The 21,791-nt window shown below is 72.5% G+C and carries 21 protein-coding genes; 12 read left to right on the forward strand and 9 right to left on the reverse strand.

All coding sequences use genetic code 11. From position 1 onward, the window contains the following. The first annotated feature begins 87 nt into the window (after positions 1 to 87). The 3 genes from IE308_RS26695 (at position 88) to IE308_RS26705 (ending at position 5,162) form a co-directional block, all read left to right on the forward strand. Positions 88 to 1,278: an LCP family protein gene (locus IE308_RS26695; protein WP_229909148.1), complete on the forward strand. Its 1,191-nt coding sequence runs from the start codon at positions 88 to 90 to the stop codon at positions 1,276 to 1,278. 246 nt (positions 1,279 to 1,524) lie between these two features. Continuing rightward, positions 1,525 to 3,387, forward strand: coding sequence for an LCP family protein (locus IE308_RS26700; protein ID WP_190219885.1), 1,863 nt, complete (start codon positions 1,525 to 1,527; stop codon positions 3,385 to 3,387). A 140-nt stretch (positions 3,388 to 3,527) separates the two neighbouring features. Further along, complete coding sequence (locus IE308_RS26705; protein WP_190219886.1) at positions 3,528 to 5,162, forward strand: LCP family protein; 1,635 nt, start codon at positions 3,528 to 3,530, stop codon at positions 5,160 to 5,162. Positions 5,163 to 5,302: 140 nt separating this feature from the next. Here IE308_RS26705 and IE308_RS26710 read toward each other — a convergent pair whose 3' ends face one another. Next, entirely contained in the window at positions 5,303 to 6,337 is a 1,035-nt protein-coding gene (locus IE308_RS26710; protein WP_190219887.1) for a glycosyltransferase family 2 protein, read from the reverse strand. 127 nt (positions 6,338 to 6,464) lie between these two features. Between IE308_RS26710 and IE308_RS26715 the strand changes: the two genes are divergently transcribed. Next, the gene (locus tag IE308_RS26715; protein ID WP_229909150.1) at positions 6,465 to 7,934 is read left to right on the forward strand and encodes an LCP family protein; all 1,470 of its coding nucleotides are present in this window, start codon (positions 6,465 to 6,467) and stop codon (positions 7,932 to 7,934) included. A gap of 16 nt (positions 7,935 to 7,950) precedes the next feature. Here IE308_RS26715 and IE308_RS26720 read toward each other — a convergent pair whose 3' ends face one another. After that, positions 7,951 to 8,292 (reverse strand): hypothetical protein, encoded by a 342-nt coding sequence (locus tag IE308_RS26720; RefSeq protein WP_190219888.1) that lies wholly within the window; start codon positions 8,290 to 8,292, stop codon positions 7,951 to 7,953. A gap of 234 nt (positions 8,293 to 8,526) precedes the next feature. Here IE308_RS26720 and IE308_RS26725 point away from each other — a divergent pair, with 234 nt between their 5' ends. Continuing rightward, positions 8,527 to 8,895 carry a four-helix bundle copper-binding protein gene (locus IE308_RS26725; RefSeq protein WP_110628574.1) on the forward strand — a complete coding sequence of 123 codons (369 nt, stop codon included), beginning with the start codon at positions 8,527 to 8,529 and terminating at the stop codon, positions 8,893 to 8,895. Positions 8,896 to 9,015: 120 nt separating this feature from the next. Further along, positions 9,016 to 9,786: a class I SAM-dependent methyltransferase gene (locus IE308_RS26730; RefSeq protein WP_190220195.1), complete on the forward strand. Its 771-nt coding sequence runs from the start codon at positions 9,016 to 9,018 to the stop codon at positions 9,784 to 9,786. An 18-nt stretch (positions 9,787 to 9,804) separates the two neighbouring features. Here IE308_RS26730 and IE308_RS26735 read toward each other — a convergent pair whose 3' ends face one another. Together IE308_RS26735 and IE308_RS26740 are read right to left on the reverse strand one after the other, a co-directional pair. Further along, a complete protein-coding gene (locus IE308_RS26735; RefSeq protein WP_110628576.1) occupies positions 9,805 to 10,431 on the reverse strand; it encodes an HAD family hydrolase in 627 nt (208 codons plus the stop codon). After that, the gene (locus IE308_RS26740) at positions 10,424 to 11,704 is read right to left on the reverse strand and encodes an LCP family protein (RefSeq protein ID WP_190219889.1); all 1,281 of its coding nucleotides are present in this window, start codon (positions 11,702 to 11,704) and stop codon (positions 10,424 to 10,426) included. Before IE308_RS26740 ends, IE308_RS26735 begins: the two co-directional genes overlap by 8 nt. 349 nt (positions 11,705 to 12,053) lie before the next feature. Between IE308_RS26740 and IE308_RS26745 the strand changes: the two genes are divergently transcribed. The 3 genes from IE308_RS26745 (at position 12,054) to IE308_RS26755 (ending at position 14,366) form a co-directional block, all read left to right on the forward strand. Next, entirely contained in the window at positions 12,054 to 12,611 is a 558-nt protein-coding gene (locus IE308_RS26745; protein WP_190219890.1) for an acyl-CoA thioesterase, read from the forward strand. A gap of 127 nt (positions 12,612 to 12,738) precedes the next feature. Continuing rightward, on the forward strand, positions 12,739 to 13,092 hold the full coding sequence (locus tag IE308_RS26750) for a YciI family protein (RefSeq protein WP_190219891.1): 354 nt from the start codon (positions 12,739 to 12,741) through the stop codon (positions 13,090 to 13,092). Then, positions 13,089 to 14,366 (forward strand): RNA polymerase sigma factor, encoded by a 1,278-nt coding sequence (locus IE308_RS26755; RefSeq protein ID WP_190219892.1) that lies wholly within the window; start codon positions 13,089 to 13,091, stop codon positions 14,364 to 14,366. Before IE308_RS26750 ends, IE308_RS26755 begins: the two co-directional genes overlap by 4 nt. 70 nt (positions 14,367 to 14,436) lie before the next feature. Here IE308_RS26755 and IE308_RS26760 read toward each other — a convergent pair whose 3' ends face one another. After that, on the reverse strand, positions 14,437 to 15,594 hold the full coding sequence (locus tag IE308_RS26760; protein ID WP_110628581.1) for an acyl-CoA dehydrogenase: 1,158 nt from the start codon (positions 15,592 to 15,594) through the stop codon (positions 14,437 to 14,439). Between the two features lie 211 nt (positions 15,595 to 15,805). Here IE308_RS26760 and IE308_RS26765 point away from each other — a divergent pair, with 211 nt between their 5' ends. Next, positions 15,806 to 17,149, forward strand: coding sequence for a UDP-glucose dehydrogenase family protein (locus IE308_RS26765; protein WP_190219893.1), 1,344 nt, complete (start codon positions 15,806 to 15,808; stop codon positions 17,147 to 17,149). Between the two features lie 297 nt (positions 17,150 to 17,446). Here IE308_RS26765 and IE308_RS26770 read toward each other — a convergent pair whose 3' ends face one another. Beyond that, entirely contained in the window at positions 17,447 to 17,953 is a 507-nt protein-coding gene (locus IE308_RS26770) for a CGNR zinc finger domain-containing protein (RefSeq protein WP_110628583.1), read from the reverse strand. Positions 17,954 to 18,079: 126 nt separating this feature from the next. Here IE308_RS26770 and IE308_RS26775 point away from each other — a divergent pair, with 126 nt between their 5' ends. Next, the gene (locus IE308_RS26775) at positions 18,080 to 18,439 is read left to right on the forward strand and encodes a VOC family protein (protein WP_110628584.1); all 360 of its coding nucleotides are present in this window, start codon (positions 18,080 to 18,082) and stop codon (positions 18,437 to 18,439) included. A 14-nt stretch (positions 18,440 to 18,453) separates the two neighbouring features. Continuing rightward, positions 18,454 to 18,849, forward strand: coding sequence for a VOC family protein (locus IE308_RS26780; protein ID WP_190219894.1), 396 nt, complete (start codon positions 18,454 to 18,456; stop codon positions 18,847 to 18,849). Between the two features lie 87 nt (positions 18,850 to 18,936). Here IE308_RS26780 and IE308_RS26785 read toward each other — a convergent pair whose 3' ends face one another. The 3 genes from IE308_RS26785 to IE308_RS26795 all read right to left on the reverse strand — a co-directional run bounded on the left by IE308_RS26785 (position 18,937) and on the right by IE308_RS26795 (position 21,789). After that, positions 18,937 to 20,061: a dipeptidase gene (locus IE308_RS26785; RefSeq protein WP_190219895.1), complete on the reverse strand. Its 1,125-nt coding sequence runs from the start codon at positions 20,059 to 20,061 to the stop codon at positions 18,937 to 18,939. Positions 20,062 to 20,165: 104 nt separating this feature from the next. After that, a complete protein-coding gene (locus IE308_RS26790; RefSeq protein WP_110628587.1) occupies positions 20,166 to 20,525 on the reverse strand; it encodes a MerR family transcriptional regulator in 360 nt (119 codons plus the stop codon). An 85-nt stretch (positions 20,526 to 20,610) separates the two neighbouring features. After that, positions 20,611 to 21,789, reverse strand: a complete 1,179-nt coding sequence (locus tag IE308_RS26795) for a dipeptidase (RefSeq protein WP_190219896.1) — start codon at positions 21,787 to 21,789, stop codon at positions 20,611 to 20,613. Between the last annotated feature and the right edge of the window lie 2 nt (positions 21,790 to 21,791).

Below are 21,791 nucleotides of genomic sequence, written 5' to 3' on the forward strand. Positions count from 1 at the left end.
CCCACCCCCCACCCCCGGCATCGTCGTAGCAGGCAAGGCAGACCAAGCAGGGCAGCACGCTCGTACGGCAGAGGGGTGGTGTCAGACGTGGCCGAGGAGGGTGAGGTCAGGGGTGGAGCCACCGCCACCGGGGCGGGGCTCTCCCGTCGGCGGCGCCGGCGGTGGATACGCGGCGGCGCCTGCGGCACCGCCGTGCTGCTCGGCGCCACCGCCACCGTCGGCGGCGTGCTCTACGCCAAGCTCGACGGCAACATCACCGCCGACGAGGCCGCGGCGGCGGAACTCGCGCGGTACGACAAGGAGCGCCCCAGCTCTCTGGTGAAGGACGCGCAGAACATCCTCGTCATCGGCTCGGACAGCCGCTCGGGCGACGGGAACCGGAAGTACGGCAAGGACACCGGCACCGAACGCTCCGACACCACGATCCTGCTGCACCTGTCCGCCGGCCGGGACAGCGCCACCGCCGTCTCGATACCCCGGGACCTCATGGTGGACGTACCGTCCTGCCTGAAGGCGGACGGCACCCGCACCGAGCCCATGTTCGCGATGTTCAACTACGCCTTCGAGATGGGCGGCTCGGCCTGCACGATCCGGACCGTGGAGGGGCTCACCGGTGTGCGCGTCGACCACCACATGGTCGTCGACTTCAGCGGCTTCAAGGAGATGGTGGACGCCGTCGACGGCGTCGAAATCTGCCTGGCCGCGCCCATCCGCGACAAGGCGGCGAAGCTGCGGCTGCCCGCCGGCCGCGTCACCCTCGACGGCGAGCAGGCGCTCGGCTACGTCCGCGCCCGCAAGTCGCTCGGCAACGGCAGCGACACCGACCGCATGGACCGGCAGCAGCGCTTCCTCGCGGCGCTCGTCAACAAGGTGCGCAGCAATGACGTCCTGCTGAACCCGGTGAAGCTGTATCCGGTGCTGGACGCGGCCACGTCGTCGCTCACCACCGACCCGGACCTGGCCAGCCTGCGCGGTTTGTACCAACTTGTGCGCGGAGTGCGGAACATCCCCACCGAACGCGTGCAATTCCTGACCGTTCCGAGGGAGTCGTACGTCTACAACGCCAATCGCGACCAGCTCGTGGAGCCCGAGGCGGAGCGGTTGTTCGAGCAGTTGCGCACCGACAGGCCCATCGTCGTGTCCGGCGCGGCCGGTGACACGGCCGGGAAGAATTCATCTGCTTCCGGTACAGAAAGCCTCAATTCCCCATCGGGTGACACCCCCTCTCCCACCCCCACCTTCCGCGGCAACACGGCCGCCGAGGACACCTGCGGGTAAAGCGATAGCCAAGACGGCGAACTCGCGTTCCAAGAAATGGGGCAATTGCCCGGTTGTAGGGACGTGGAATTTGTCACCGCCGTCGCTTGACGCTGAACTGGGCGGATAGTGTGAGCGATCCGGTGCACCACGCCGCGAGGTCCGCCTGGGGCCCGTGCACTGAGAGGCACTGAGAGACCGAGACGACCCGAGCGCCTTCGGAGGGGGAAAGGCGCCGCGTGGCCCCGACGGAGGATTCGGACAACCGTGGACGCGCAAGGCCGTGGGCGGGCGGAGAACATCGACCCCGCAGACCAGTGGGTGCTCAATCCGGACACCGGCGAATACGAACTGCGACTGACTCCTTCCGCACCGCAGTCGGCGGTCCCCGGACCCCGCAGGGCAGCGAAGGCGGCCTCCCGGGCCGCCGGCGCGCCGAGCGGGGCCGCGGGCGGGTCGTCCCGTGCCCGCACGGCGGCACCCGGACGGGAGACCCCGGGCCGAGGAGCACCGGGCCGGGGAGCACCGGGCCGGGGAGCGCCGGGCCGGGGCCCGGACCACGAGGCCCCCGACTCCGGCCCCGACTCCGGACCCGACGTCCCGGGCCCGCGCCGGCGCCGGGGCGCGCCCGCCGAGCCGCCGCCGGGCCGGCGCGGCCGGCGCCCGGTGAAGAAGAAGTCGAAGGCGAAGAAGGTGCTGGCGTGGACCGGCGGCACGATGGCGTTCGTCGTGCTCGCCGTCGGCACCGCCGGCTGGCTCTACCTCAAGCACCTCGAAGGCAACATCAACTCGACGGACGTCGGTGACGCGGGCTCGAAGGGCTTCAGCAAGGACGAGGCCTTCAACATCCTGCTCATCGGCACCGACAAGCGCACCGGCGCCGGCAACGAGGGCTACGGCGACAAGGGCAGCGTCGGCCACGCCGACACCAACATCCTGCTGCACGTGGCGAAGGACCGGACGAACGCCACCGCGATGAGCATCCCCCGCGACCTGATCGTGGACGTGCCGGACTGCCCGACCAAGCAGGACGACGGCACCGAGAAGGTCGTGCCCGGCACGGACGGGGTGCGCTTCAACACCAGCCTGGGCCAGGACGGCCGTAACGCGGGCTGCACCATGCGCACGGTCGAGGAGCTGACCGGCATCCATGTCGACCACTTCATGATGGCCGACTTCAATGCGGTGAAGACGCTGACGACCGCGGTGGGCGGCGTCGACGTGTGCCTCGCGCACGCCGTCAACGACGACAAGTCCAAGCTGGACCTCTCCGCCGGCCCGCACAAGCTGCAGGGCGAGGAGGCGCTGGCGTTCGTACGGACCCGGCACGGCTTCGGCAACGAGAGCGACCTGGACCGGATCAAGGTGCAGCAGCAGTTCCTCAGCTCGCTGATGCGCAAGATGTCCTCCGGTGACACGCTCACCAACCCGAAGAAGCTGTACAAGCTGGCGGAGGCGGCCACCAAGGCGCTCACCGTCGACACCGGCATCGACGACGTCGGCACGCTCAAGGACGTGGCGCTGGAGCTGAAGAAGGTGCCGACGAAGAACATCACCTTCCTGACCGTGCCGGTGGTCGACAACCCGGCGGAGAAGGTGCACGCGACCGTCGTGCCGGGGCCGACCGCGCCCCAGGTCTTCGACGCGATCAAGAACGACGTCTCCTTCACCGAGGTCAAGAAGAAGGAGCAGGCCTCGAAGGACGCCGCGGCGGCCGCCGACGCGGCGAAGCTGAAGGGCACCCAGTCCGAGGCGTCCGAGGTGCGGGTGCGCATCCTCAACGGCGGTGCCGCCCGGGGAAGCGCGCAGAAGACCCTGGAGTGGCTGCAGAATGAAGAGGGCGTGACCAAGTCGGAGAACGCGGGCAACGCCGGTACGTCGCTCAGCAGGACCACGCTCGAGTACGCGCCCGACCAGGCGGACCAGGCACGCAAGCTCGCCGCGATCATGGGGCTTCCGGGCTCGGCGCTGAAGCCGGGCAAGAGCGTGATCAACACCCAGGGTCTGCCCGCGATCACGCTGACTCTGGGCAAGGACTTCAAGGGGGCGGGGGTCTCGCTCACAGCTCCGGTAAAGGCGCCGGAGGTACAAGGGCAGTCAACCGCGGACAAGGTCGAGTGCGCCAAATAACGGCCGAACGGCCGTGACCTGACGGGTCCGTCCCGCGTCTCACCAGGCGCGGGGCGGACCCGTGCCTGGCGCAGGGTGGGGAGGGGCAAGGAGTGGGGCGAAGCAGTGTGCGGGGGGAGGTTCCGGCGACAGGGGACACGATGTCCCTGACGCCGCAGAACCAGAACGCACAGCAGGAGCAGCACGGCCAGCACCAGGGCGACACGCCGGACGGCACGGCGGCGGAGGCGCGCGGCGGACGCCACAGCGGCGGCCGGCGCGGCGGCAAGGACGGTTCCGGCACCGACCGCAGGCGGCGCAGACGCCGCGTGCTGCGCTGGTCGGCGTCGGTGCTGGCGCTGGTGATACTGGGCACCGCGGGCGCCGGATACCTGTACTACCGGCACCTGAACGACAACATCCGCAAGGACGACCTGAACCTCGGCGACGAGAAGGACCGGGCGGCGAAGTCCAAGGCCAACGCGGCCGGGCAGACCCCGCTGAACATCCTGCTCATCGGGTCGGACGCGCGGAACACCGAGGAGAACCAGGCGCTGGGCGGCGCGAAGGAGACGTTCAACGGCCCGCCGCTCGCGGACGTGCAGATGCTGCTCCACGTCTCCGCCGACCGCTCGAACATGTCGGTGGTGAGCATGCCGCGGGACACGCTCGTGGACATCCCCAAGTGCACCGACCCCGACACGGGCGAGGTGTACCCGGCGACCACCCGGCGCACGATGACGAACGAGTCGCTCAGGCGGGGCGGTCCCGGGTGCACGGTGGCGACCTGGGAGAAGCTCACCGACATCCACATCGACCACTTCATGATGATCGACTTCTCGGGTGTGGTGTCGATGGCGGACGCGATCGGCGGTGTCCCGGTCTGCGTGGACGCGAACGTCTACTCGCACACCCGTGACGGGCACGGCTCCGGTCTGCGGCTGGAGGAGGGCACCCACCCGGTCAAGGGCAAGCAGGCCCTGCAGTGGCTGCGCACCCGCTACGGCTTCGAGGACGGCAGCGACCTGGCCCGCGCCAAGGCGCAGCACATGTACATGAACTCGATGGTGCGCGAGCTGCGCGCCAGCGCGAAGCTGTCCAGCCCGAACAAGCTGCGCAAGCTCGCCGAGGCTGCGACGAAGGCCATCGTCGTGGACCCGGGCCTGGGTTCCCTGTCCAAGATGTACGACCTGGCCAACGAGCTGCAGAGGGTCCCCACGGACCGCATCACCATGACGACGATGCCGAACGAGTACGTCGGCGAACGCGTGCAGCCCACGGCCGACGCGGACAAGCTGTTCCGCCTGGTCCGCGACGATGTGGCGCTGGACGGCAAGGACAAGAAGAAGCCGGCGGCGCAGCCGACGACGAAGGACCCGGCGGCGCCGGACGCCCAGATCGCCGTACAGGTGCGCAACGGCACCCGGACCGACACCCTCGCCCCGGCGCGGGGCCGGGCGACGGCGGTGGCGGAGCTGCTGGCCGGCAAGGGGTTCACGCAGGCGGTGGCCGACACGTCCGCGGCGACGGCCGAGAAGACCACGCAGGTCCGCTACCCGAGCGCCGACCTGGAGGGCGACGCCCTGCGGGTCGCGAAGGCGCTGGGCATCCCCGCGGCCGCGGTGGTGAAGTCCACCGAGGTCTCCGGGGTGACGCTGGTCGTGGGCGCGGACTGGCGGGAGGGTACGGCGTACCGGGCGCCGAAGCAGGACGACCGGACGCCGGGCACGGCGCAGGCGATGAACGCCTCCGACGACACCCAGTGCATGCACGTGAACCCGGACTACACGTTCTAGGGCGTGTCCGCAAAGTCGCGTCGTCCGCCCGGAGGGCGGGCCGAGCGGCGGCAGACGGGACTTTGCGGACACGCCCTAGCCCCGGTGCCCGGACCGCGTTCTCGGGTCCGGGCACACGGTGACCGTCATGCGGTGGGTTCTCAGCTGTGCGAGCCGCTGAGGACCGCCGGCCGGCGGGAGGCGATGACCTTGCGGGCCAGGGACTTGGGGCTGGTGAGGTAGCCCCAGCCCCACGACATGTGCATGGTGGCCAGCGCGACGGGGATCTGGAGGCGGGCCTTGAGCGGCAGCCCCTTGCCGGCCGGGACGGACCCGGCGGCGATCGCCGCGAGATAGCCGCCGGGGACCACGAACCCCCACGGCGTCAGCGCCGCGCCCACCACGAGCCCGGCCGCGATCGCGCACACGGCGGTCGGCGCGGCGAGGTAGCGCAGGTTGATGGAGCCGGAGTGGTAGCGGGCGACGACGTGCCGCCAGCGGCCGTAGTCCTTGTACTGCTTGGCGAGGGCCTTCACCGACGGGCGCGGCCGGTAGGACACCTTCAGCTCGGGCGAGAACCAGATCAGCCCGCCGGCCTCACGGATGCGGAAGTTCAGCTCCCAGTCCTGGGCGCGGATGAACTCCTCGTTGTAGCCGCCCTGTTGCTCCAGCGCCTCGCGGCGGAAGACGCCGAGGTAGACGGTCTCGGCGGGGCCGGCCTGGCCGCCGGTGTGGAAGGCGGCGTTGCCGACGCCGATCTTCGAGGTCATCGCGGCGGCGACGGCGTGCTCCCAGTCGTTCTCGCCCTCGGCGTGCATGATGCCGCCGACGTTCTGCGCGCCGGTCTCCTCCAGGAGCCGTACGGCGGTGGCGATGTAGTTCGGGGAGAGCATGCCGTGCCCGTCGACGCGGACCACGACCGGGTGCCGGGACGCCTTGATCGCCGCGTTGAGGGCGGCGGGCGTGCGGCCGGTGGGGTTGGGCACGGTGTGGACGCGCGGGTCTTCCGCGACGAGCTCGGCGGCGATCTCGTCCGTGCGGTCCGTGGACGGACCGAGGGCGATCACGACCTCCATCTCGCCGGCGTACTCCTGCGCGAGGATCGCTTGGACGGCTCCGCGCAGATGCCGCTCCTCGTTGAGGACGGGCATGATGACGGACACGGCGGGGAGCTGCACGTCGGACTTCGCGTTCATAGGGGGCTCACGTTACCGCGAACGGGGGACAGCGCGGCGCCCCGCCGGGTGTGCTGCACCGGGCGGGAGATCGTATCGGCCTACCGTGCTCACGGATCCGCGTACGGCTGTCGTCCGGAGGTTCCCCGTGCCCACACCGCCTCGCTCCCCCGACCGGCCGCAGCGCCGCTCGCAGCCGTCCGGGCGCCCGTCGCGGCCGCCCGCGCCCCGCGGAAAGCCCCGCTGGGCCATGCGGGTGGTGACCACGCTGTCCGTGGCGGTGCTGGCCTCCGCCGGGATCGGCCACTCCGTGCTGAGCAGCCTGGACGCGGACATCGCCCGTGTCGACCCCTTCAAGGACATGAAGAACCGGCCGCGCGCCGGGCACGGCATGAACATCCTGCTCGTCGGCACCGACGGCCGCGACAAGATCACCGAGGAGGAGCGGCAGCGGTACCGGCTGGGCGGGGCGCCCTGTCACTGCACCGACACGATCATGATCGTGCACATCTCGGCGGACCGGGAGCGGGCCAGTGTGGTGAGCCTGCCGCGGGACTCCTACGCCGTGACGCCCCCGCACACCGACGAGACGACGGGTGAGCGGCACCACGGCCACCCCATCAAGATCAACGCGGCGTACGCGGAGGGCGGCCCGCAGCTGACGGTCCGCACGGTCGAGCAGATGACCCGGGTGAAGATCGACCACTATCTGGAGGTCGACTTCGTCAGCTTCATGAAGACGGTCGACGAGCTGGGCGGCGTGAAGATCTGCACCGCACAGCCGCTGAAGGACTCCTACACCGGCCTGGACCTGACGCCCGGGACGCACGCCCTGACCGGCGGGCAGGCGCTGCAGTACGTGCGCGCCCGCCATGTCGACGGCGCCTCGGACCTGGGCCGGATGAAGCGCCAGCAGCGCTTCCTGGCGGCACTGGTGGACCGGGCGACCTCCTCCGGGGTACTGCTGAACCCGCTGAAGTTCCGGGACGTGACGCGGGCGGTGCTCGGGTCGGTGCGGGCGGACAAGGGCTTCGGCACGGACGACCTGCTCGACCTGGGCCGGGCGATGCGTCACTTCTCGCCGTCGTCCTCGGAGTTCACCACCGTCCCGATCGGGCAGATGGGCTTCGCGGTCAAGGGCATCGGCTCCACGCTGAAGTGGGACCCGGTCCGGGCGGAGGCCCTGTTCAAGCGGTTGCGGGAGGACCGGCCGCTGGCCGCGCACCGCCCGCGCAGCGCGCCGGTGACCCGGGTCGAGGTCGACCCGCAGCAGATCCGCGTCCAGGTGGAGAACGGCACCTCGACGGCGGGTCTCGGCAAGCGCGTCGACACCGCCCTGCGCGCCACCGGCTTCCGCACCACGGGCGTCCCGGTCAACGCGGCCGACCACACAGTGCGCCGCACGGTCGTCGCCTACGACCCGCGCTGGGACCGCTCCGCCCGCTCCCTCGCCGCGGCGCTGCCGGGCAGCGAACTGCGGGCGGTCAAGGGCCAGGGGGCGGTGCTGAAGGTGATCGCCGGGGCGGACTTCCGGCAGGTCCGCTCAGTCCGCGCCGAGGAGCCGGCCCGCGCGGACGCCCCGGTGGTGCGGGGCAACGAGGTCTCCTGCTCGTCGTAGGCCCCGACGCCGGGGTCTACGGCTGCTGCTCCGCCGCCCGTACGGCCGCCCCCACGGCGGCGATGTCGAGGTCGACGACGACGTCCGTGCCGTCTCCGCGGCCGCGCTCGCTGATCGCGAGGCCGATCAGGGCCAGCTCGGCGGCCTGGTCCCGCAGGGTGTGCCGACCGGGGCTCTCCGGATCGCCGGAGCCCAGCCCGGCATGCTCGTCCCGCCGCCACGCGGCCACCGCCGCCTCCGCCAGCTCCTGGGGCAGCCGTACGGTGACGCGGCCCAGCTGGGGAGTGAGGCAGGCGCCGATCGCGGTCAGTGTCCTGGCGTCGTCCCGGTAACGGTCGTACTGTTCCTCATCGCGCACGTCCCCGAGGGTACGCCGGGGCACTTCGCTTCTCCGTTCAACTACGCCCCGCCTCCCCGCAGTTGCGACACAGGACCGGGGCGGGGAGCCACGCGGGCGCGGCCCACCGGGCGGGCGTCGCCCGCGGACCGCGGCGGAACGGTCGGCTCCGCCGGATGGCGTTCACCGGCCGCAGGGCGTAGGACGGGAAGGGCACGGGGCCCGCCCCGGGCCCCCGCGGCCCCAGGAGGAACCATGACCATGAACCAGCCGGGCACCGCCGCAGCCATGAGCAAGGAGATGCAGGAGTGCGTCGAGGCGTGCATGGCGTGCCACACCGTGTGCGAGGAGACCATGAGCTCCTGCATGCAGATGGGCGGCCAGGCCCAGATGCAGATCATGCGCGCGCTGATCGACTGCTCCGAGATGACCCGGATGTGCGCCGACATGATGATGCGGCGCTCGCCGCTGTCCGCCGAGATGTGCGCGATGTGCGCCCGCGCCTGTGACATGTGCGCGGAGGCGTGTATGGCGATGCCGGACGACGCGCAGATGATGCGCTGCGCGGAGTCCTGTCGCCGCTGCGCCGACATGTGCCGCGCGATGGCGGGCGCCACGATGTGACGGACCGGCCGTCTTCAAGGGCACCCCGCGGGGTGCCCTTGAACGTGTGCTTACGGCCGCCCCGGCAGGCTGCTCCCCGTGATCGACACGACGGAGGCCTTCGACGCGGCCGAGCGGGAGATGTGGGACGGACGGGCCGAGGCCTACGCCGGGAGTTTCGCGCGGCTGTGCGCCTACCCGGTGCCGGCCCTGCTGGACGCGGCCGGGGTGACGGCCGGTTCGCACGTCCTCGACGTCGGCACCGGCACCGGGACGGCCGCGGTGGCGGCGCTGGAGCGGGGGGCGCGGGTGGCCGCGGTGGACGCGGAGGCGGGCATGGTGGCGGCGGCGCGCGGACGGGGCGTGGACGCGCGGGTGGCCGTCCTGCCGGAACTGCCGTACGAGGACGGCGAGTTCGATGCCGTCGTGGCGAACTTCGTCGTGAACCACGTGGGCCGGCCGCGGGCCGCGCTCGCCGAGCTGCGGCGGGTGCTGCGGCCGGGCGGGCGGCTCGCGGTGACGCTGTGGGGCGCCCGGCGCGGCGCGGGCCAGGAGCTGCTGGGGCGGGCCGTGCAGGCCGCACAGGCGGTGCCGCCCGCCGGTCTGCCGCGCCTGGATCCGGCGGAGGACTTCCCGCGGACCCCGCAGGGCGTCGCCGGGCTGCTGACGGAGGCCGGGTTCACCGGTGTGCGGGCCGAGGAGACGGCCTGGGACCACCGGGCGACCCGCGACGAGTGGTGGAGCGGCGCGGCCGGCGGGGTGGCCACCATCGGACGGGTCGTCACCGCGCAGACCGCGGAGACGATCGCCCGGATCCGCAGCGCGTACGACCGCCTGGCCGACGAACTCACCGACGCGGACGGCCGGTTGCGCCTGCCCCACGTGGCCGTCCTGGCGAGCGGCACGGCCTGAGGACCCGGCAGGCCCCGGTCACAGCAGGGGCGCCAGCGCCTTCTCCAGGTCGGCCGTCTCGCGGAAGTGGACGGCCGTCATGCCGAGGGCCTCGGCGGCCGTCACGTTCTCCTCGGTGTCGTCGACGAACAGGCACCGCTCCGGCCGTACGCCCGCGCGGGACGCCGCCAGCCGGAAGATGCGCGGGTCGGGCTTGGCGAGGCCGACCCGGGCGCTGCTGACGACGTCGTCGGCGAGGTCGGCGAGGCCCAGGCCGGCGAGGTCGTCCTCCAGGGCGAGCGTGGCGTTGGTGACGAGGACCAGCGGGACGCGGATCCGGGCCCGGCGCAGCAGCGCGACGACGTCCTCGTCCGCCCGGAACGGCAGCTCCAGCAGGGTGGAGCCCAGCTCCCAGGCGGTGTCGTCCGGGACCAGCCCGGCCAGGCCCGCCGCGATGGACTCCACCCACTCCCGCGGGGTGACCTGCCCGAGCAGGACGGGCAGGTCGACGTCCGGGGCGAAGGCGACCTTCATGGTGGTGCCCTCGGCCAGGCCGGCGGTGCGCTCCAGCGCGAGCAGGCCGGAGTTGTCGTAGAAGCGGATCACGTTGTCGACGTCGCACAGCACCGCGTCGAAGGGCGGTCTGCCGCCGGTCGGCTCAGTCACCCTTCACCGTGACCTTCTCGTCGTTGTTCAGCTGGTTCACCAGCTGCTTCACCTTCGCCTTGTCCCAGACCAGGTTGCCGCCGGAGGAGCCGGAGATCGGCATGTTCATGGAGGTGCCGTCGCCGCCGTTGACGCCCTTCATCGCGAAGAACATGGACGCCAGGTCCCACAGGGACATGTCCTTGTCGACGATCAGGGAGTCCAGGCCCGCGCCCATGGTCGGGTACAGCTTGAAGGGGTTGAGGACCGTCGACGGCGTCGCCACCTGGTGGGCGAGCGCGGCGAGGAACTTCTGCTGGTTCTTGGTGCGCTCCAGGTCGGAGGCGGCGAAGGCGTGCCGGGTGCGGACGAAGGCGAGGGCCTGCTCGCCGTTGAGGGTCTGCTCGCCCGCCTGGAAGTCGGCGCCGGAGTACTTGTCCTTGAACGGCTTGTCGATGGTGAGGTCGACGCCGCCGACCGCGTCCACGATGTTGGCGAAGCCGGCGAAACCGATCTCCACGTAGTGGTCAATGTGCAGGCCGGTGTTGAACTCGACCGTGCGGACCAGCAGCGTCGGCCCGTCCTCGGCGTAGGCGGCGTTCAGCTTGGTGTGCCGGCCGGAGCCCTGGAAGGTCTTGCCGGACTCGGAGCCCTTGTACGTCGGGATCTCCACGTCCGAGTCGCGGGGCAGCGAGATGAGCGTGTCGCCGTTGTCACCGACGTGCAGGATCATCATCGAGTCGGTGCGCTTGCCCTCGGCGGAGCCGGTGTGGAGCTTCTTCTTGTCCTCCTTGGACATGCCCTCACGGCTGTCCGAGCCGACGATGAGGTAATTCGTGCCGTCGCCGGCCTCGGGCCGGTCGATGACGGTCGACAGGTCCACCTCGCGGCGCAGCTTGGAGTCGGCCCAGAAGTAGGTGCCGACGGTCGTGACGACCACCACGGTGGCGACGGTGATCGCCGTCCACTTGATGCGTCTGCGCCAGTTCGGCGCGGGGCGCGCCGTCTGCCCGGCGGTGCCGGCCGGGCCGCGGCCGCCGGGGCCGCCGTAGACCTGGCCCGTGTTGTAGCCGCTGTCGTAGCCGTAGCCGTCGTCCGGTCCCTCGCCGCCGTCGACGTACGACGGCTGCGGCGGGATCTGTCCGCCGTAGCCGCCCTGCCCGGGCGGTGCCGCCGGTCCGCGGCGGACCTGCCGCATGACGCGGGCGCCTTCGGGCTGCGCGCCTGCGCTGCCACGTCCATAGCGGGGGGTGCCGCGGTTGTCGTCGGGCCATCCCTGGGGCCAGTCATTCATGCGCCCCAGTGTGCAGGGCGCGGAGGTGTTCCTTACAAGGGTCGTCGGAAAATCAGGGCCCGGCTGTTGCGAAGTCAACACAAAGTCCGCAGATGTCACCTCGGCATAAGAGCTCCGCGCAGAAGGGGCGTCCGATCAGCGCGCGGCGTCTGGTGCGTGCGATCGCAAGGCGCCGGAGCGCCCTCGATGGGGGTCCCCCCGCTCGAGCGAAGCCGAAAGTGGGGGAGGAGCCACGTGGGCGTTTCGGCAACGCGGCTGGGGGTGCCCCCTGCTCGAAGAGCTTGGGGGAGTGCGTGCCAGACGCCGCGCGCCGGGCGCCCCTTCTGCGCGGAGCTCTAAGGTGGAGGCCATGACAGACCAGGCCTCCGCCGCGGACTCGGCGACTCCGGAGATCCCGGGCAAGCCGACCGCGGCCTCCCGCACCACCCTCAGCCACATCATGACCCACAACGACACCAACCTCCTCGGTACGGTGCACGGTGGTGTGATCATGAAACTGGTCGACGACGCCGCGGGGGCGGTGGCCGGACGGCACTCCGGCGGCCCCGCGGTCACCGCGTCGATGGACGAGATGGTGTTCCTGGAGCCGGTCCGCGTCGGCGACCTCGTCCATGTGAAGGCCCAGGTCAACTGGACCGGCCGGACCTCCATGGAGGTCGGTGTGCGGGTCCTCGCCGAGCGCTGGAACGAGTCCGCCCCGCCGACCCAGGTCGGCTCGGCCTACCTGGTCTTCGCCGCCGTGGACGCCGACGGAAAGCCGCGCCCGGTCCCGCCGGTGATCCCCGAGACGGAACGCGACAAGCGCCGCTACCAGGAGGCCCAGATCCGCCGCACCCACCGCCTGGCCCGCCGCCGGGCGATCCGGGAGCTGCGGGAGAAGCGGGCGGCGGAGGGGTTCGAGGACTGAGCCGCCCCCTGGCGAAAAAATCTTTCCCGCCCTGTCGATTCCGAGGGCGCCCGTTCGTCATACCCCCGTACCCGCACCGCCGCCGCGACCTCGGCGGCGGCGCACACCGACGTACGAGGAGCACACCGTGAAGTACCTCCTGCTGATCAACACCGCGGCGCCCGACTCCACCGAGGAGACGCCGGCCGACGGGCCGACCGTCGAGGAGTTCCTGGCGTTCGAGAAGGCCGTCACGGACGCGGGCGTCAAGCTCGACGGGAACGCCCTGGACCTGGCGAACGCGACCACGGTGCGGGTGCGGGTGGACGGGGAGCGCGTCGTGACGGACGGGCCGTTCGCCGAGACCCGGGAGATCGTCGGCGGCTACTACCTGATCGACGTCCCCGACCTGGACGCGGCACTGGACTGGGCGGCCCGCTGCCCCGGCGCCAGGTACGGCACCGTCGAGGTCCGTACCGTCTGGGAGCCGGACCAGGCATGACCGGGCAGCGGGCGGCCGACTCCGTCGAGGCCGTGTTCCGGGAGGACCGGAGCCGGCTGCTCGCCCTGCTCGCGGCCCGCTTCGGCGACCTCGACCTCGCCGAGGAGACCGCCTCCGAGGCGATCGAGGCGGCGCTGCAGCGGTGGCCGGTGGACGGCGTGCCGGACAAGCCCCTGGCGTGGCTGCTCACCACCGCGCGCCGCAAGGCCGTCGACCGCGTCCGGCGCGACCGGGTGCACGCGCGGCGGCTGGCGGCCCTGTGGGTGGAGAACGACCGGGCCGCGGCGGCCGCCGCGGCGGAACCCGGCTTCGACGACATCCCCGACGAGCGGCTCCAGCTGTTCTTCACCTGCTGCCACCCCGCCCTGTCCCCCGAGGCACGCATCGCCCTCACCCTGCGCTTCCTCGGCGGTCTGACCACCCCGGAGGTCGCCCGCGCCCTGCTGGTGCCCACGGCGACGATGGCCCAGCGGATCGTGCGCGCCAAACGCAAGATCCGCACCGCGCGCATCCCGTTCCGGGTGCCGGACCCGGACGAGCTGCCCGGCCGGCTGCCCAGCGTGCTGCGCGTGGTCTACCTCATCTTCACCGAGGGGTACGCCGCCAGCTCCGGGGACGACCTGCTGCGCCCCGAGCTGGCCGACGAGGCGATCCGGCTCGCCCGGCTGCTGCACCGGCTGCTGCCCCGGGAGCGCGAGGTGACGGGGCTGCTCGCGCTGCTGCTGCTCACCGACGCCCGGCGCGCGGCCAGGACCGACGCCACCGGCGCCCAGGTGCTGCTGGAGGACCAGGACCGCACCCTGTGGGACGCGGACCTGATCGCGGAGGGGCAGCGGCTGGTGGTGCCCGCGCTGAGCGGGCCCGGCGTGGGGCCGTACGCGGTGCAGGCGGCGATCGCGGCGCTGCACGACGAGGCGGCCGACCTGGACTCGACCGACTGGCCGCAGATCGTCGGCCTCTACGACGTGCTGTTCGCCCTCGACCCGTCGCCGCTGGTCGCCCTGAACCGGGCCGTCGCGGTCGCCATGTGCGACGGCCCCGAGGCGGGGCTCGTACTGCTGGACGAACTGGCCGGGGCGGAGGAGCTGCGGGGCTACCACCTGCTGCCCGCCGCCCGCGCCGACCTGCTGCGCCGGCTGGGCCGTACGGCGGAGGCGGCCGAGGCCTACCGCACGGCGCTGGACCTCGCGGGCAACGGGCCGGAGCGGGCGACGTTCGCGCGCAGGCTCGCGGAGCTGGAACGCGGGGACCGCACGGGGCCGGCCGGCGACTGAGCCGCCGTACGCGAACGGCCCCCGGCGCGATGCCGGGGGCCGTTCGTTGTCCGTGCCCTGCCCTGCCGGGTTACGGCAGGTTGCGGGCCATGACGATCCGCTGGACCTGGTTGGTGCCCTCGTAGATCTGGGTGATCTTGGCGTCGCGCATCATGCGCTCCACCGGGTAGTCGCGCGTGTAGCCGTAGCCGCCGAGGAGCTGGACGGCGTCCGTGGTGACCTCCATGGCCACGTCGGAGGCGAAGCACTTGGCCGCGGCGCCGAGGTAGGTGAGGTCGGCGTCGCCGCGCTCGGAGGCGGCGGCGGCCTGGTAGGTCAGGGCGCGGGCGGCCGAGATCTTCATGGCCATGTCGGCCAGCATGAACTGGATGCCCTGGAAGTCGGCGATCGGCTTGCCGAACTGCTTGCGCTCCTGGACGTAGCCCTTGGCGTAGTCGAGGGCGCCCTGGGCGATGCCGAGGGCCTGGGCGGCGATGGTGATGCGGGTGTGGTCCAGGGTCTTCATGGCGGTCATGAAGCCCGTGCCCTCCTCGCCGATCATGCGGTCGGCGGGGATGCGGACGTTGTCGAGGTAGACCTCGCGGGTCGGGGAGCCCTTGATGCCGAGCTTCTTCTCCGGGGCGCCGAAGGAGACGCCCTCGTCGGACTTCTCCACGACGAAGGCGGAGATGCCCTTGGAGCGCTTGGTGGGGTCGGTGACGGCCATCACCGTGTAGTACTCCGAGACGCCCGCGTTGGTGATCCAGCGCTTCACGCCGTTGAGGACCCAGTAGTCGCCGTCGCGGACCGCGCGGGTCTTCATGCCGGCCGCGTCGGAGCCCGCGTCGGGCTCGGAGAGGCAGTACGAGAACATGCCGTCGCCCTTGGCGAGCGGGGTCATGTACTTCTTCTTCAGCTCCTCGGAGCCGGAGAGGATCACCGGGAGCGAGCCCAGCTTGTTCACGGCCGGGATGAGGGAGGAGGACGCGCAGACGCGGGCCACCTCCTCGATCACGATGACCGTGGCGAGCGCGTCGGCGCCGGCGCCGCCGAACTCCTCGGGTACGTGCACGGCGTGCAGGTCGTTGGCCACCAGCGCGTCGTGCGCCTCCTGCGGGAAGCGGGCCTCCTCGTCCACCGCGGCGGCGTGGGGCGCGATCTTCGCCTCGGCCAGCGAGCGGACGGCGTCGCGGAGCATGTCGTGCTCCTCGGACGGGCGGTACAGGTCGAAGTCAGCCGATCCGGCCAAGGTCTCTCACGCTCCAAAACGCTGCGATGGTGGCGCTAACTACCGTTAAGTAACTCAAATTTTAGTGGGGCCCCGGCGAAGGGGGGTACGTGAGCTTGGCGACAGAGGGGGATTTTCCCGGTGCGGCGCGCTCCCATGCCCCGGCCGGGGGGCGGCGGCGCCCCCGATATGCTCGGGCGCGCACGACATGCCGTAGACCCCTGGAGCACTCATGGCCCTCAAGATCACCGTGATCGGCACCGGTTATCTCGGCGCCACCCACGCCGCGGCCATGGCGGAACTGGGCTTCGAGGTGCTCGGCCTCGACGTCGTGCAGGAGAAGATCGACATGCTCCGGCGGGGCGAGGTCCCGATGTACGAGCCGGGCCTGGAGGAGCTGCTGCGCAAGCACGTCGACGGCATCGAGGGGTCGACCGGGCGGCTGCGCTTCACCACCGACTACGCCGAGGTCGCCGCCTTCGGCGACGTGCACTTCGTCTGCGTGAACACCCCGCAGCGGCACGGCGAGTACGCCGCGGACATGTCGTACGTCGACGCCGCGATCGCCTCCCTCGCCCCGCATCTGACCGGCCCGGCCCTCGTCGTCGGCAAGTCGACCGTGCCGGTCGGCTCGGCGGAGCGGCTGGCCGCCTATCTCGCGGCGCACGCGCCGGCCGGGGCCGACGCCGAGCTGGCGTGGAACCCGGAGTTCCTGCGGGAGGGCTTCGCCGTGCAGGACACGCTGCGCCCGGACCGGATCGTGGTCGGCGTGCGCAGCGACCGGGCGGAGAAGCTGCTGCGCGAGGTGTACGCGACGCCGGTCTCCGAGGGCACGCCGTTCGTGGTGACGGACTTCCCGACCGCCGAGCTGGTGAAGACGTCCGCGAACTCCTTCCTCGCCACCAAGATCTCCTTCATCAACGCGATGGCCGAGGTGTGCGAGGCGGCCGGCGGTGACGTGGCCAAGCTGGCGGAGGCGATCGGGTACGACGACCGGATCGGCAAGAAGTTCCTGCGGGCCGGGATCGGCTTCGGCGGCGGCTGTCTGCCGAAGGACATCCGGGCGTTCATGGCGCGCGCCGGTGAGCTGGGCGCCGACCAGGCGCTGACCTTCCTGCGCGAGATCGACTCGATCAACATGCGCCAGCGCGGGCAGATGGTGGAGCTGGCCCGGCAGGCCCTCGGCGGCGGGCCGTTCCTCGGCAAGCGGGTCGCGGTGCTCGGCGCGAGCTTCAAGCCCGACTCGGACGACGTGCGGGACTCGCCCGCGCTGAACGTGGCCGGGCAGATCCACCTCCAGGGCGGCCAGGTGACCGTCTACGACCCCAAGGGCATGGTCAACGCCCGCCGCATCTTCCCGACGCTCGGGTACGCCGACACCGCGCTGGACGCGGTCCGCGGCGCCGACGTCGTGCTGCACCTGACCGAGTGGCGCGAGTTCCGTGAGCTGGACCCGGCCGAGCTGGGCGAGGTGGCCGCGGCCCGCGTCATCCTGGACGGCCGCAACGCCCTGGACCCGGAGCTGTGGCGCCGGGCGGGGTGGACGTACCGGGCGATGGGACGGCCCACGGCGTAGGCGGGGCGGAGTCCCGGCGGCGCCGGGCCGGCGGATCCGAAGGCGGACGCCGGTTCGGCCGAGGCTCAGTCGGCCGAACCGGCGTCCTGTGTCGCATTCTGCACCAAGCCGCGCCGCGCCACGCGGCCTTCGCCGCGGCGCGGCCCGTCGGTACGGCATCGCCCGGCACGGTCCGTTCGGCGTCGCGAGCCCGGTCTGCCCGGTGCTGCGCGGGACGGTCCGTTCGGCGTCGCCCGGCAGGTCCGGACGGCCTCGCGCGGCACGGTCCCCGTCCGCCGCGCGACGCCGTCCGCGGGCTCACGCGTCCTTCGACCGGTAGCGCCGCATCTTCGCGCGGGCACCGCAGACCTGCATCGAGCACCAGCGGCCCCGGCCGGCCGGGCTGCGGTCGTAGTAGGCCCAGTGGCAGGTGACCGCCTCGCACGCCTTGAGGCGGGTCCAGGTGCCGGCCACCACCGCCTCGGCGACGGCGGCGGCGACCCGGGAGAGCAGCGGTCCCTCGTCGGCGGCGGCGAGGGACGCCGAGCCGTCCCGTTCGTCCACGGTGACGACCAGCGGGGCCGCCGCGAGCAGCTCGCCGAGCGGGGTGACCGCGCGGTGCGGGGGATGCCCGGCGTGGGCGAGCAGGGCGACGCGCAGCGACTCGCGCAGCTCGCGCGCCGCCGCCACGTCCGGCTCGGCGAGCCCGAAGCGCGCCCGGCCCTCGGCCGTGTCCAGCGCGTCGCCGCCCGACTCGATGTCGAGGGTGTTGACCAGGGACTCGACCAGAGCCAGCCCGCCCGGCGCGGGTGATCTCTCCGTCATGCCTGCACGCTACCTCCCGCGTCTTCCGCGATTCCCCTTGCGACGTTACCGGCATTGGTGGAGCATGCGGTAACCGTTACTGGTTACCCGGCTCTATGGGTAACCAACCGATCGAGGAGGATCTTCATGTCTGTCGCCAAGCTGGGTGCCGTCGTCCTGGACTGCCCCGACCCGGGCGCGCTCGCCGCGTTCTACGCCGAGGTGCTCGGCGGGACCGTGGAGGGCGAGGGCGACTGGGTGGACCTGAAGGTGCCGGGCGGGCAGGCGCTGGCCTTCCAGGCGGCCGAGGGGTTCGTACCGCCGCGGTGGCCGTCGGCCGAGCATTCGCAGCAGTTCCACCTGGACCTGACCGCCGAGGACCTGGACGCCGCCGAGGAGAAGGTGCTGGCGCTGGGCGCGAAGCCGCTGGACGCCGACGACCGCTCGCGCACCTTCCGTGTCTACGCCGACCCGGCGGGGCACCCGTTCTGTCTCTGTGCCTGCTGACCGAGGAGGACCCCATGGCCCCGTTCGCCCGTCTGCGCAACGTCGTCGTCGACTGCCCCGACCCCCGGGCGCTGGCCCGGTTCTACGCGGAGATCGTCGGCGGTGAGCCCGTGGCGGAGGACCCGTCCTGGGTCGTGCTGCGGGTGCCCGGGGGTCCGCGGCTGACCTTCCAGCTCTCGCCCGACCACACGCCGCCGGAGTGGCCGCGGGCCGACCGCAACGCCCAGCAGTTCCACCTGGACCTGGACGCGGGCGCCACCTGGGAGGAGGTGGACGCGGCGGAGAAGCGGGTGCTGGCACTCGGTGCCCGGCCGCTGCAGCGGGTGGACGAGGAGGACTTCCGGGTGTACGCCGACCCGGCGGGGCATCCGTTCTGCCTGTGCCGGATCGATGTGGCGGAGCGGGTCTGAGGGGCGCCGCTTGCCTCGCCTGGGGTCCGAGGGGCGCGCCGCTCGCCTCGCGTCAGCCGTCCGGCTCCGCGTGCCGCTCCCCTCGTCTCAGTCGTCCAGCTCCACCGTCCGCGCCGCCGACGGCTCCCGCCGCTCCTGCGCCGCGCGCGCCGCGAAGTCCGCGCTGCGCAGGACGCGCTGCACATTGCCCCAGGTGAGCAGCGCCAGGTCGGTCTCCGGCCAGCCGCGGCGCAGCAGCTCGGCGATCAGCCGGGGGTAGCAGGCGGTGTCGGTGAGGTCCTGGGGATGGGCGGCGCCGGAGTCGAAGGTGCCGGACAGGCCGACGCTCTCCGGTCCGGCGACGGCGCGGATGTGGTCGAGGTGCTCGGCGACGTCCCGCAGGGTCGGCCCGGTCTGCTCGGCGGCCAGCGGCACCATGCACACCCCGCCCGCGGCGCCCAGCGCGGCGAGCAGGTCGTCGGGCAGGTTGTCGGGGTGCGGGCGCAGCGCGCGAGCGGCGGAGCGGCTGCACAGGACCGGCGTGCGGGACAGTGTGAGGGTGCGGGCGATGGTGGCGTCGGAGGCGCCGGAGAGGTCGGCGAGCACGCCGAGCCGGTTCATCTCGCGGACGACCTCCTCGCCGAACCGGGTCAGCCCGGCCTCGCTGGCCCAGCTGGTCCCGGCGAGGGTGAGCACCCGTACGCCGAGGGTGCGCAGCACGCGCAGGATGCCGAGGGAGTCGTCGAGGGCGGCGGCGGTGGCGGGACCGAGGACGACGGCGACGCGGCCGCAGTTGCGGGCGTCGATGACCTGCCCGGCGGTGCGGGCCAGGCGCAGGCCCTCGGGGTGGTCGCGGATGACGGTGCGGGCCAGGTCGAGCTGGTCCAGGGTGGCGCTCAGGGCGGGGTCGGGGCGCGCGTCGTCGGGCAGGTGCAGCGACCAGAACAGGGCGCCGACGTGGCCCTCGCGCAGCCGGGGCACGTCCGTTGCGACATCGGTCTCGCCCAGCTCCAGGTCGTACCAGGGCAGCCGGCGCAGCGCCCGCGGCAGTCCGCTGTAGCCGTCGGCGACCGGGTGCTCGGCGAGCAGGGCGCGGACCCGGTCGACGGCCTCCAGGGCGGCGGCGTAGGCCTCCGCGGGGAACGCGTCGGCGACGGTCGCGCCCGTGGGGCGCTCGACGGGCAGGGCGCCGATCTCGGGCGTGGTGTGCAGGTCGTCCTGGAGGTCGGCCATGGCGGTCTCCGTACGTCGTGATCGGCGGCGGATCGGCAGTACCGTCACCGTCGCACGGAGCCGGGGGCGCTTCCTGGTGAACGCGGCGTTCGGGGGTACGGCGGTCAGCCGCCGGCGGCGGTGGCGATGACCTCGTCGAGGGTCTCGCGGGAGCGCTGCAGGTCCCGGATCGTACGGTCGATGCGCTCGCGCTCGGCGGCCAGCTCCTCCACCAGCCGCGGGGTGGCGATGGCCGAGGGGCCGCCGTCGGAGTCGCGCATGCACGGCAGCAGCTGGGCGATACGGCTGCTGTGCAGCCCGGCGGCGAACAGCTCCTGGATGCGGATCACCCGGTCGACGGCGCCCTCCGGGTACTCCCGGTGCCCCCCGGGCGTGCGCTCGGCGCGCAGCAGGCCCTGCTTCTCGTAGTAGCGCAGCGAGCGCTCGCTGACGCCGGTGCGCCGTGCCAGTTCACCGATCCGCATCGTCCACCCCCGGGGCCGTCGGGCTTGAATCTGACATCCGTGTCAGTTTCCAGCGTACGCGGCCCCGGTGTGCCCCGTGCGGCGTTCAGCCGTCCAGCGACTCGATCGTGGCGTGGGACGGGGCGCGGGTCGCCTGGAGGTGGCGGGCCACGTCCTCGGCCGCGCCCAGCACACGGACCGCGTTCTGCCAGGTCAGCTTGGCGAGGTCGGCCTTGGACCAGCCGCGGTCGAGCAGTTCCGCGATCAGGTTCGGGTAGCCGGAGACGTCGTCCAGGCCCGCGGGGGTGAAGGCCGTGCCGTCGTAGTCGCCGCCGATGCCGAGGTGGTCGATGCCGGCGACCTCGCGCATGTGGTCGAGGTGGTCCGCGACCGTGGCGACGGTGGCGACCGGGCGCGGGTGGCGCTCCTCGAAGGCCCGGTGGACCTTCATCGCCTCGGGGGTGGTGTCGAGGTGGTGGAAGCCGTGCGCGCGCATGTTCTCGTCCGCGGCGGCCGTCCACTCGACGGCGGCCTGGAGGACGAACTTCGGCACGAAGGTGACCATCGCCATGCCGCCGTTGGCGGGGAGGCGCTCCAGTACGTCGTCGGGGATGTTGCGCGGGTGGTCGCACACCGCGCGGGACGAGGAGTGGGAGAAGATCACCGGCGCGGTGGACGTGTCGAGCGCGTCCCGCATCGTCGTCGCGGCCACGTGCGAGAGGTCCACCAGCATGCCGAGCCGGTTCATCTCGCGGACGACCTCACGGCCGAAGGCGGACAGGCCGCCCACGTTCGGCTCGTCGGTCGCCGAGTCCGCCCAGTCCACGTTGTCGTTGTGGGTGAGCGTCATATAGCGCACGCCGAGCGCGTACAGGCCGCGCAGCGTGCCCAGCGAGTTGGCGATGGAGTGCCCGCCCTCCGCGCCCATGAGCGAGGCGATACGGCCCTCCCGGCGCGCCGCCTCCATGTCGGCCGCCGTCACCGCGAGGCGCAGGTCGGCCGGGTGCCGGTCGACGAGCCGCCGGACGCAGTCGATCTGCTCCAGCGTCGCCGGCACCGCGTCGGGCAGATCCGAGCGGACGTACACCGACCAGTACTGCGCGCCGACCCCGCCCGTCCGCAGCCGGCGCAGGTCGGTGTGCAGGTGGGCGCTCTGGTCGAGGGCGATGTCCCGGGCGGCCAGGTCGTAGCTCACCTGTTCGCGCAGCGCCCAGGGCAGGTCGTTGTGCCCGTCGACGACCGGGAACTCGGCGAGGAGTTCCCGGGCTGCCTCCGTCGAGGTCATCG

The sequence above is a fragment of the Streptomyces griseosporeus genome (assembly GCF_014656055.1).
GTDB classification, from domain to species: Bacteria; Actinomycetota; Actinomycetes; order Streptomycetales; family Streptomycetaceae; genus Streptomyces; species Streptomyces griseosporeus.

Coding starts and splice junctions, on each gene's coding strand:
- IE308_RS26705 (WP_190219886.1), top strand. CDS start 3,528: ATGTCCCTGACGCCGCAGAACCAGAACGCACAGCAGGAGCAGCACGGC.
- IE308_RS26710 (WP_190219887.1), bottom strand. CDS start 6,337: ATGAACGCGAAGTCCGACGTGCAGCTCCCCGCCGTGTCCGTCATCATG.
- IE308_RS26725 (WP_110628574.1), top strand. CDS start 8,527: ATGACCATGAACCAGCCGGGCACCGCCGCAGCCATGAGCAAGGAGATG.
- IE308_RS26730 (WP_190220195.1), top strand. CDS start 9,016: ATGTGGGACGGACGGGCCGAGGCCTACGCCGGGAGTTTCGCGCGGCTG.
- IE308_RS26740 (WP_190219889.1), bottom strand. CDS start 11,704: ATGAATGACTGGCCCCAGGGATGGCCCGACGACAACCGCGGCACCCCC.
- IE308_RS26745 (WP_190219890.1), top strand. CDS start 12,054: ATGACAGACCAGGCCTCCGCCGCGGACTCGGCGACTCCGGAGATCCCG.
- IE308_RS26755 (WP_190219892.1), top strand. CDS start 13,089: ATGACCGGGCAGCGGGCGGCCGACTCCGTCGAGGCCGTGTTCCGGGAG.
- IE308_RS26765 (WP_190219893.1), top strand. CDS start 15,806: ATGGCCCTCAAGATCACCGTGATCGGCACCGGTTATCTCGGCGCCACC.
- IE308_RS26770 (WP_110628583.1), bottom strand. CDS start 17,953: ATGACGGAGAGATCACCCGCGCCGGGCGGGCTGGCTCTGGTCGAGTCC.
- IE308_RS26775 (WP_110628584.1), top strand. CDS start 18,080: ATGTCTGTCGCCAAGCTGGGTGCCGTCGTCCTGGACTGCCCCGACCCG.
- IE308_RS26780 (WP_190219894.1), top strand. CDS start 18,454: ATGGCCCCGTTCGCCCGTCTGCGCAACGTCGTCGTCGACTGCCCCGAC.
- IE308_RS26785 (WP_190219895.1), bottom strand. CDS start 20,061: ATGGCCGACCTCCAGGACGACCTGCACACCACGCCCGAGATCGGCGCC.
- IE308_RS26790 (WP_110628587.1), bottom strand. CDS start 20,525: ATGCGGATCGGTGAACTGGCACGGCGCACCGGCGTCAGCGAGCGCTCG.
- IE308_RS26795 (WP_190219896.1), bottom strand. CDS start 21,789: ATGACCTCGACGGAGGCAGCCCGGGAACTCCTCGCCGAGTTCCCGGTC.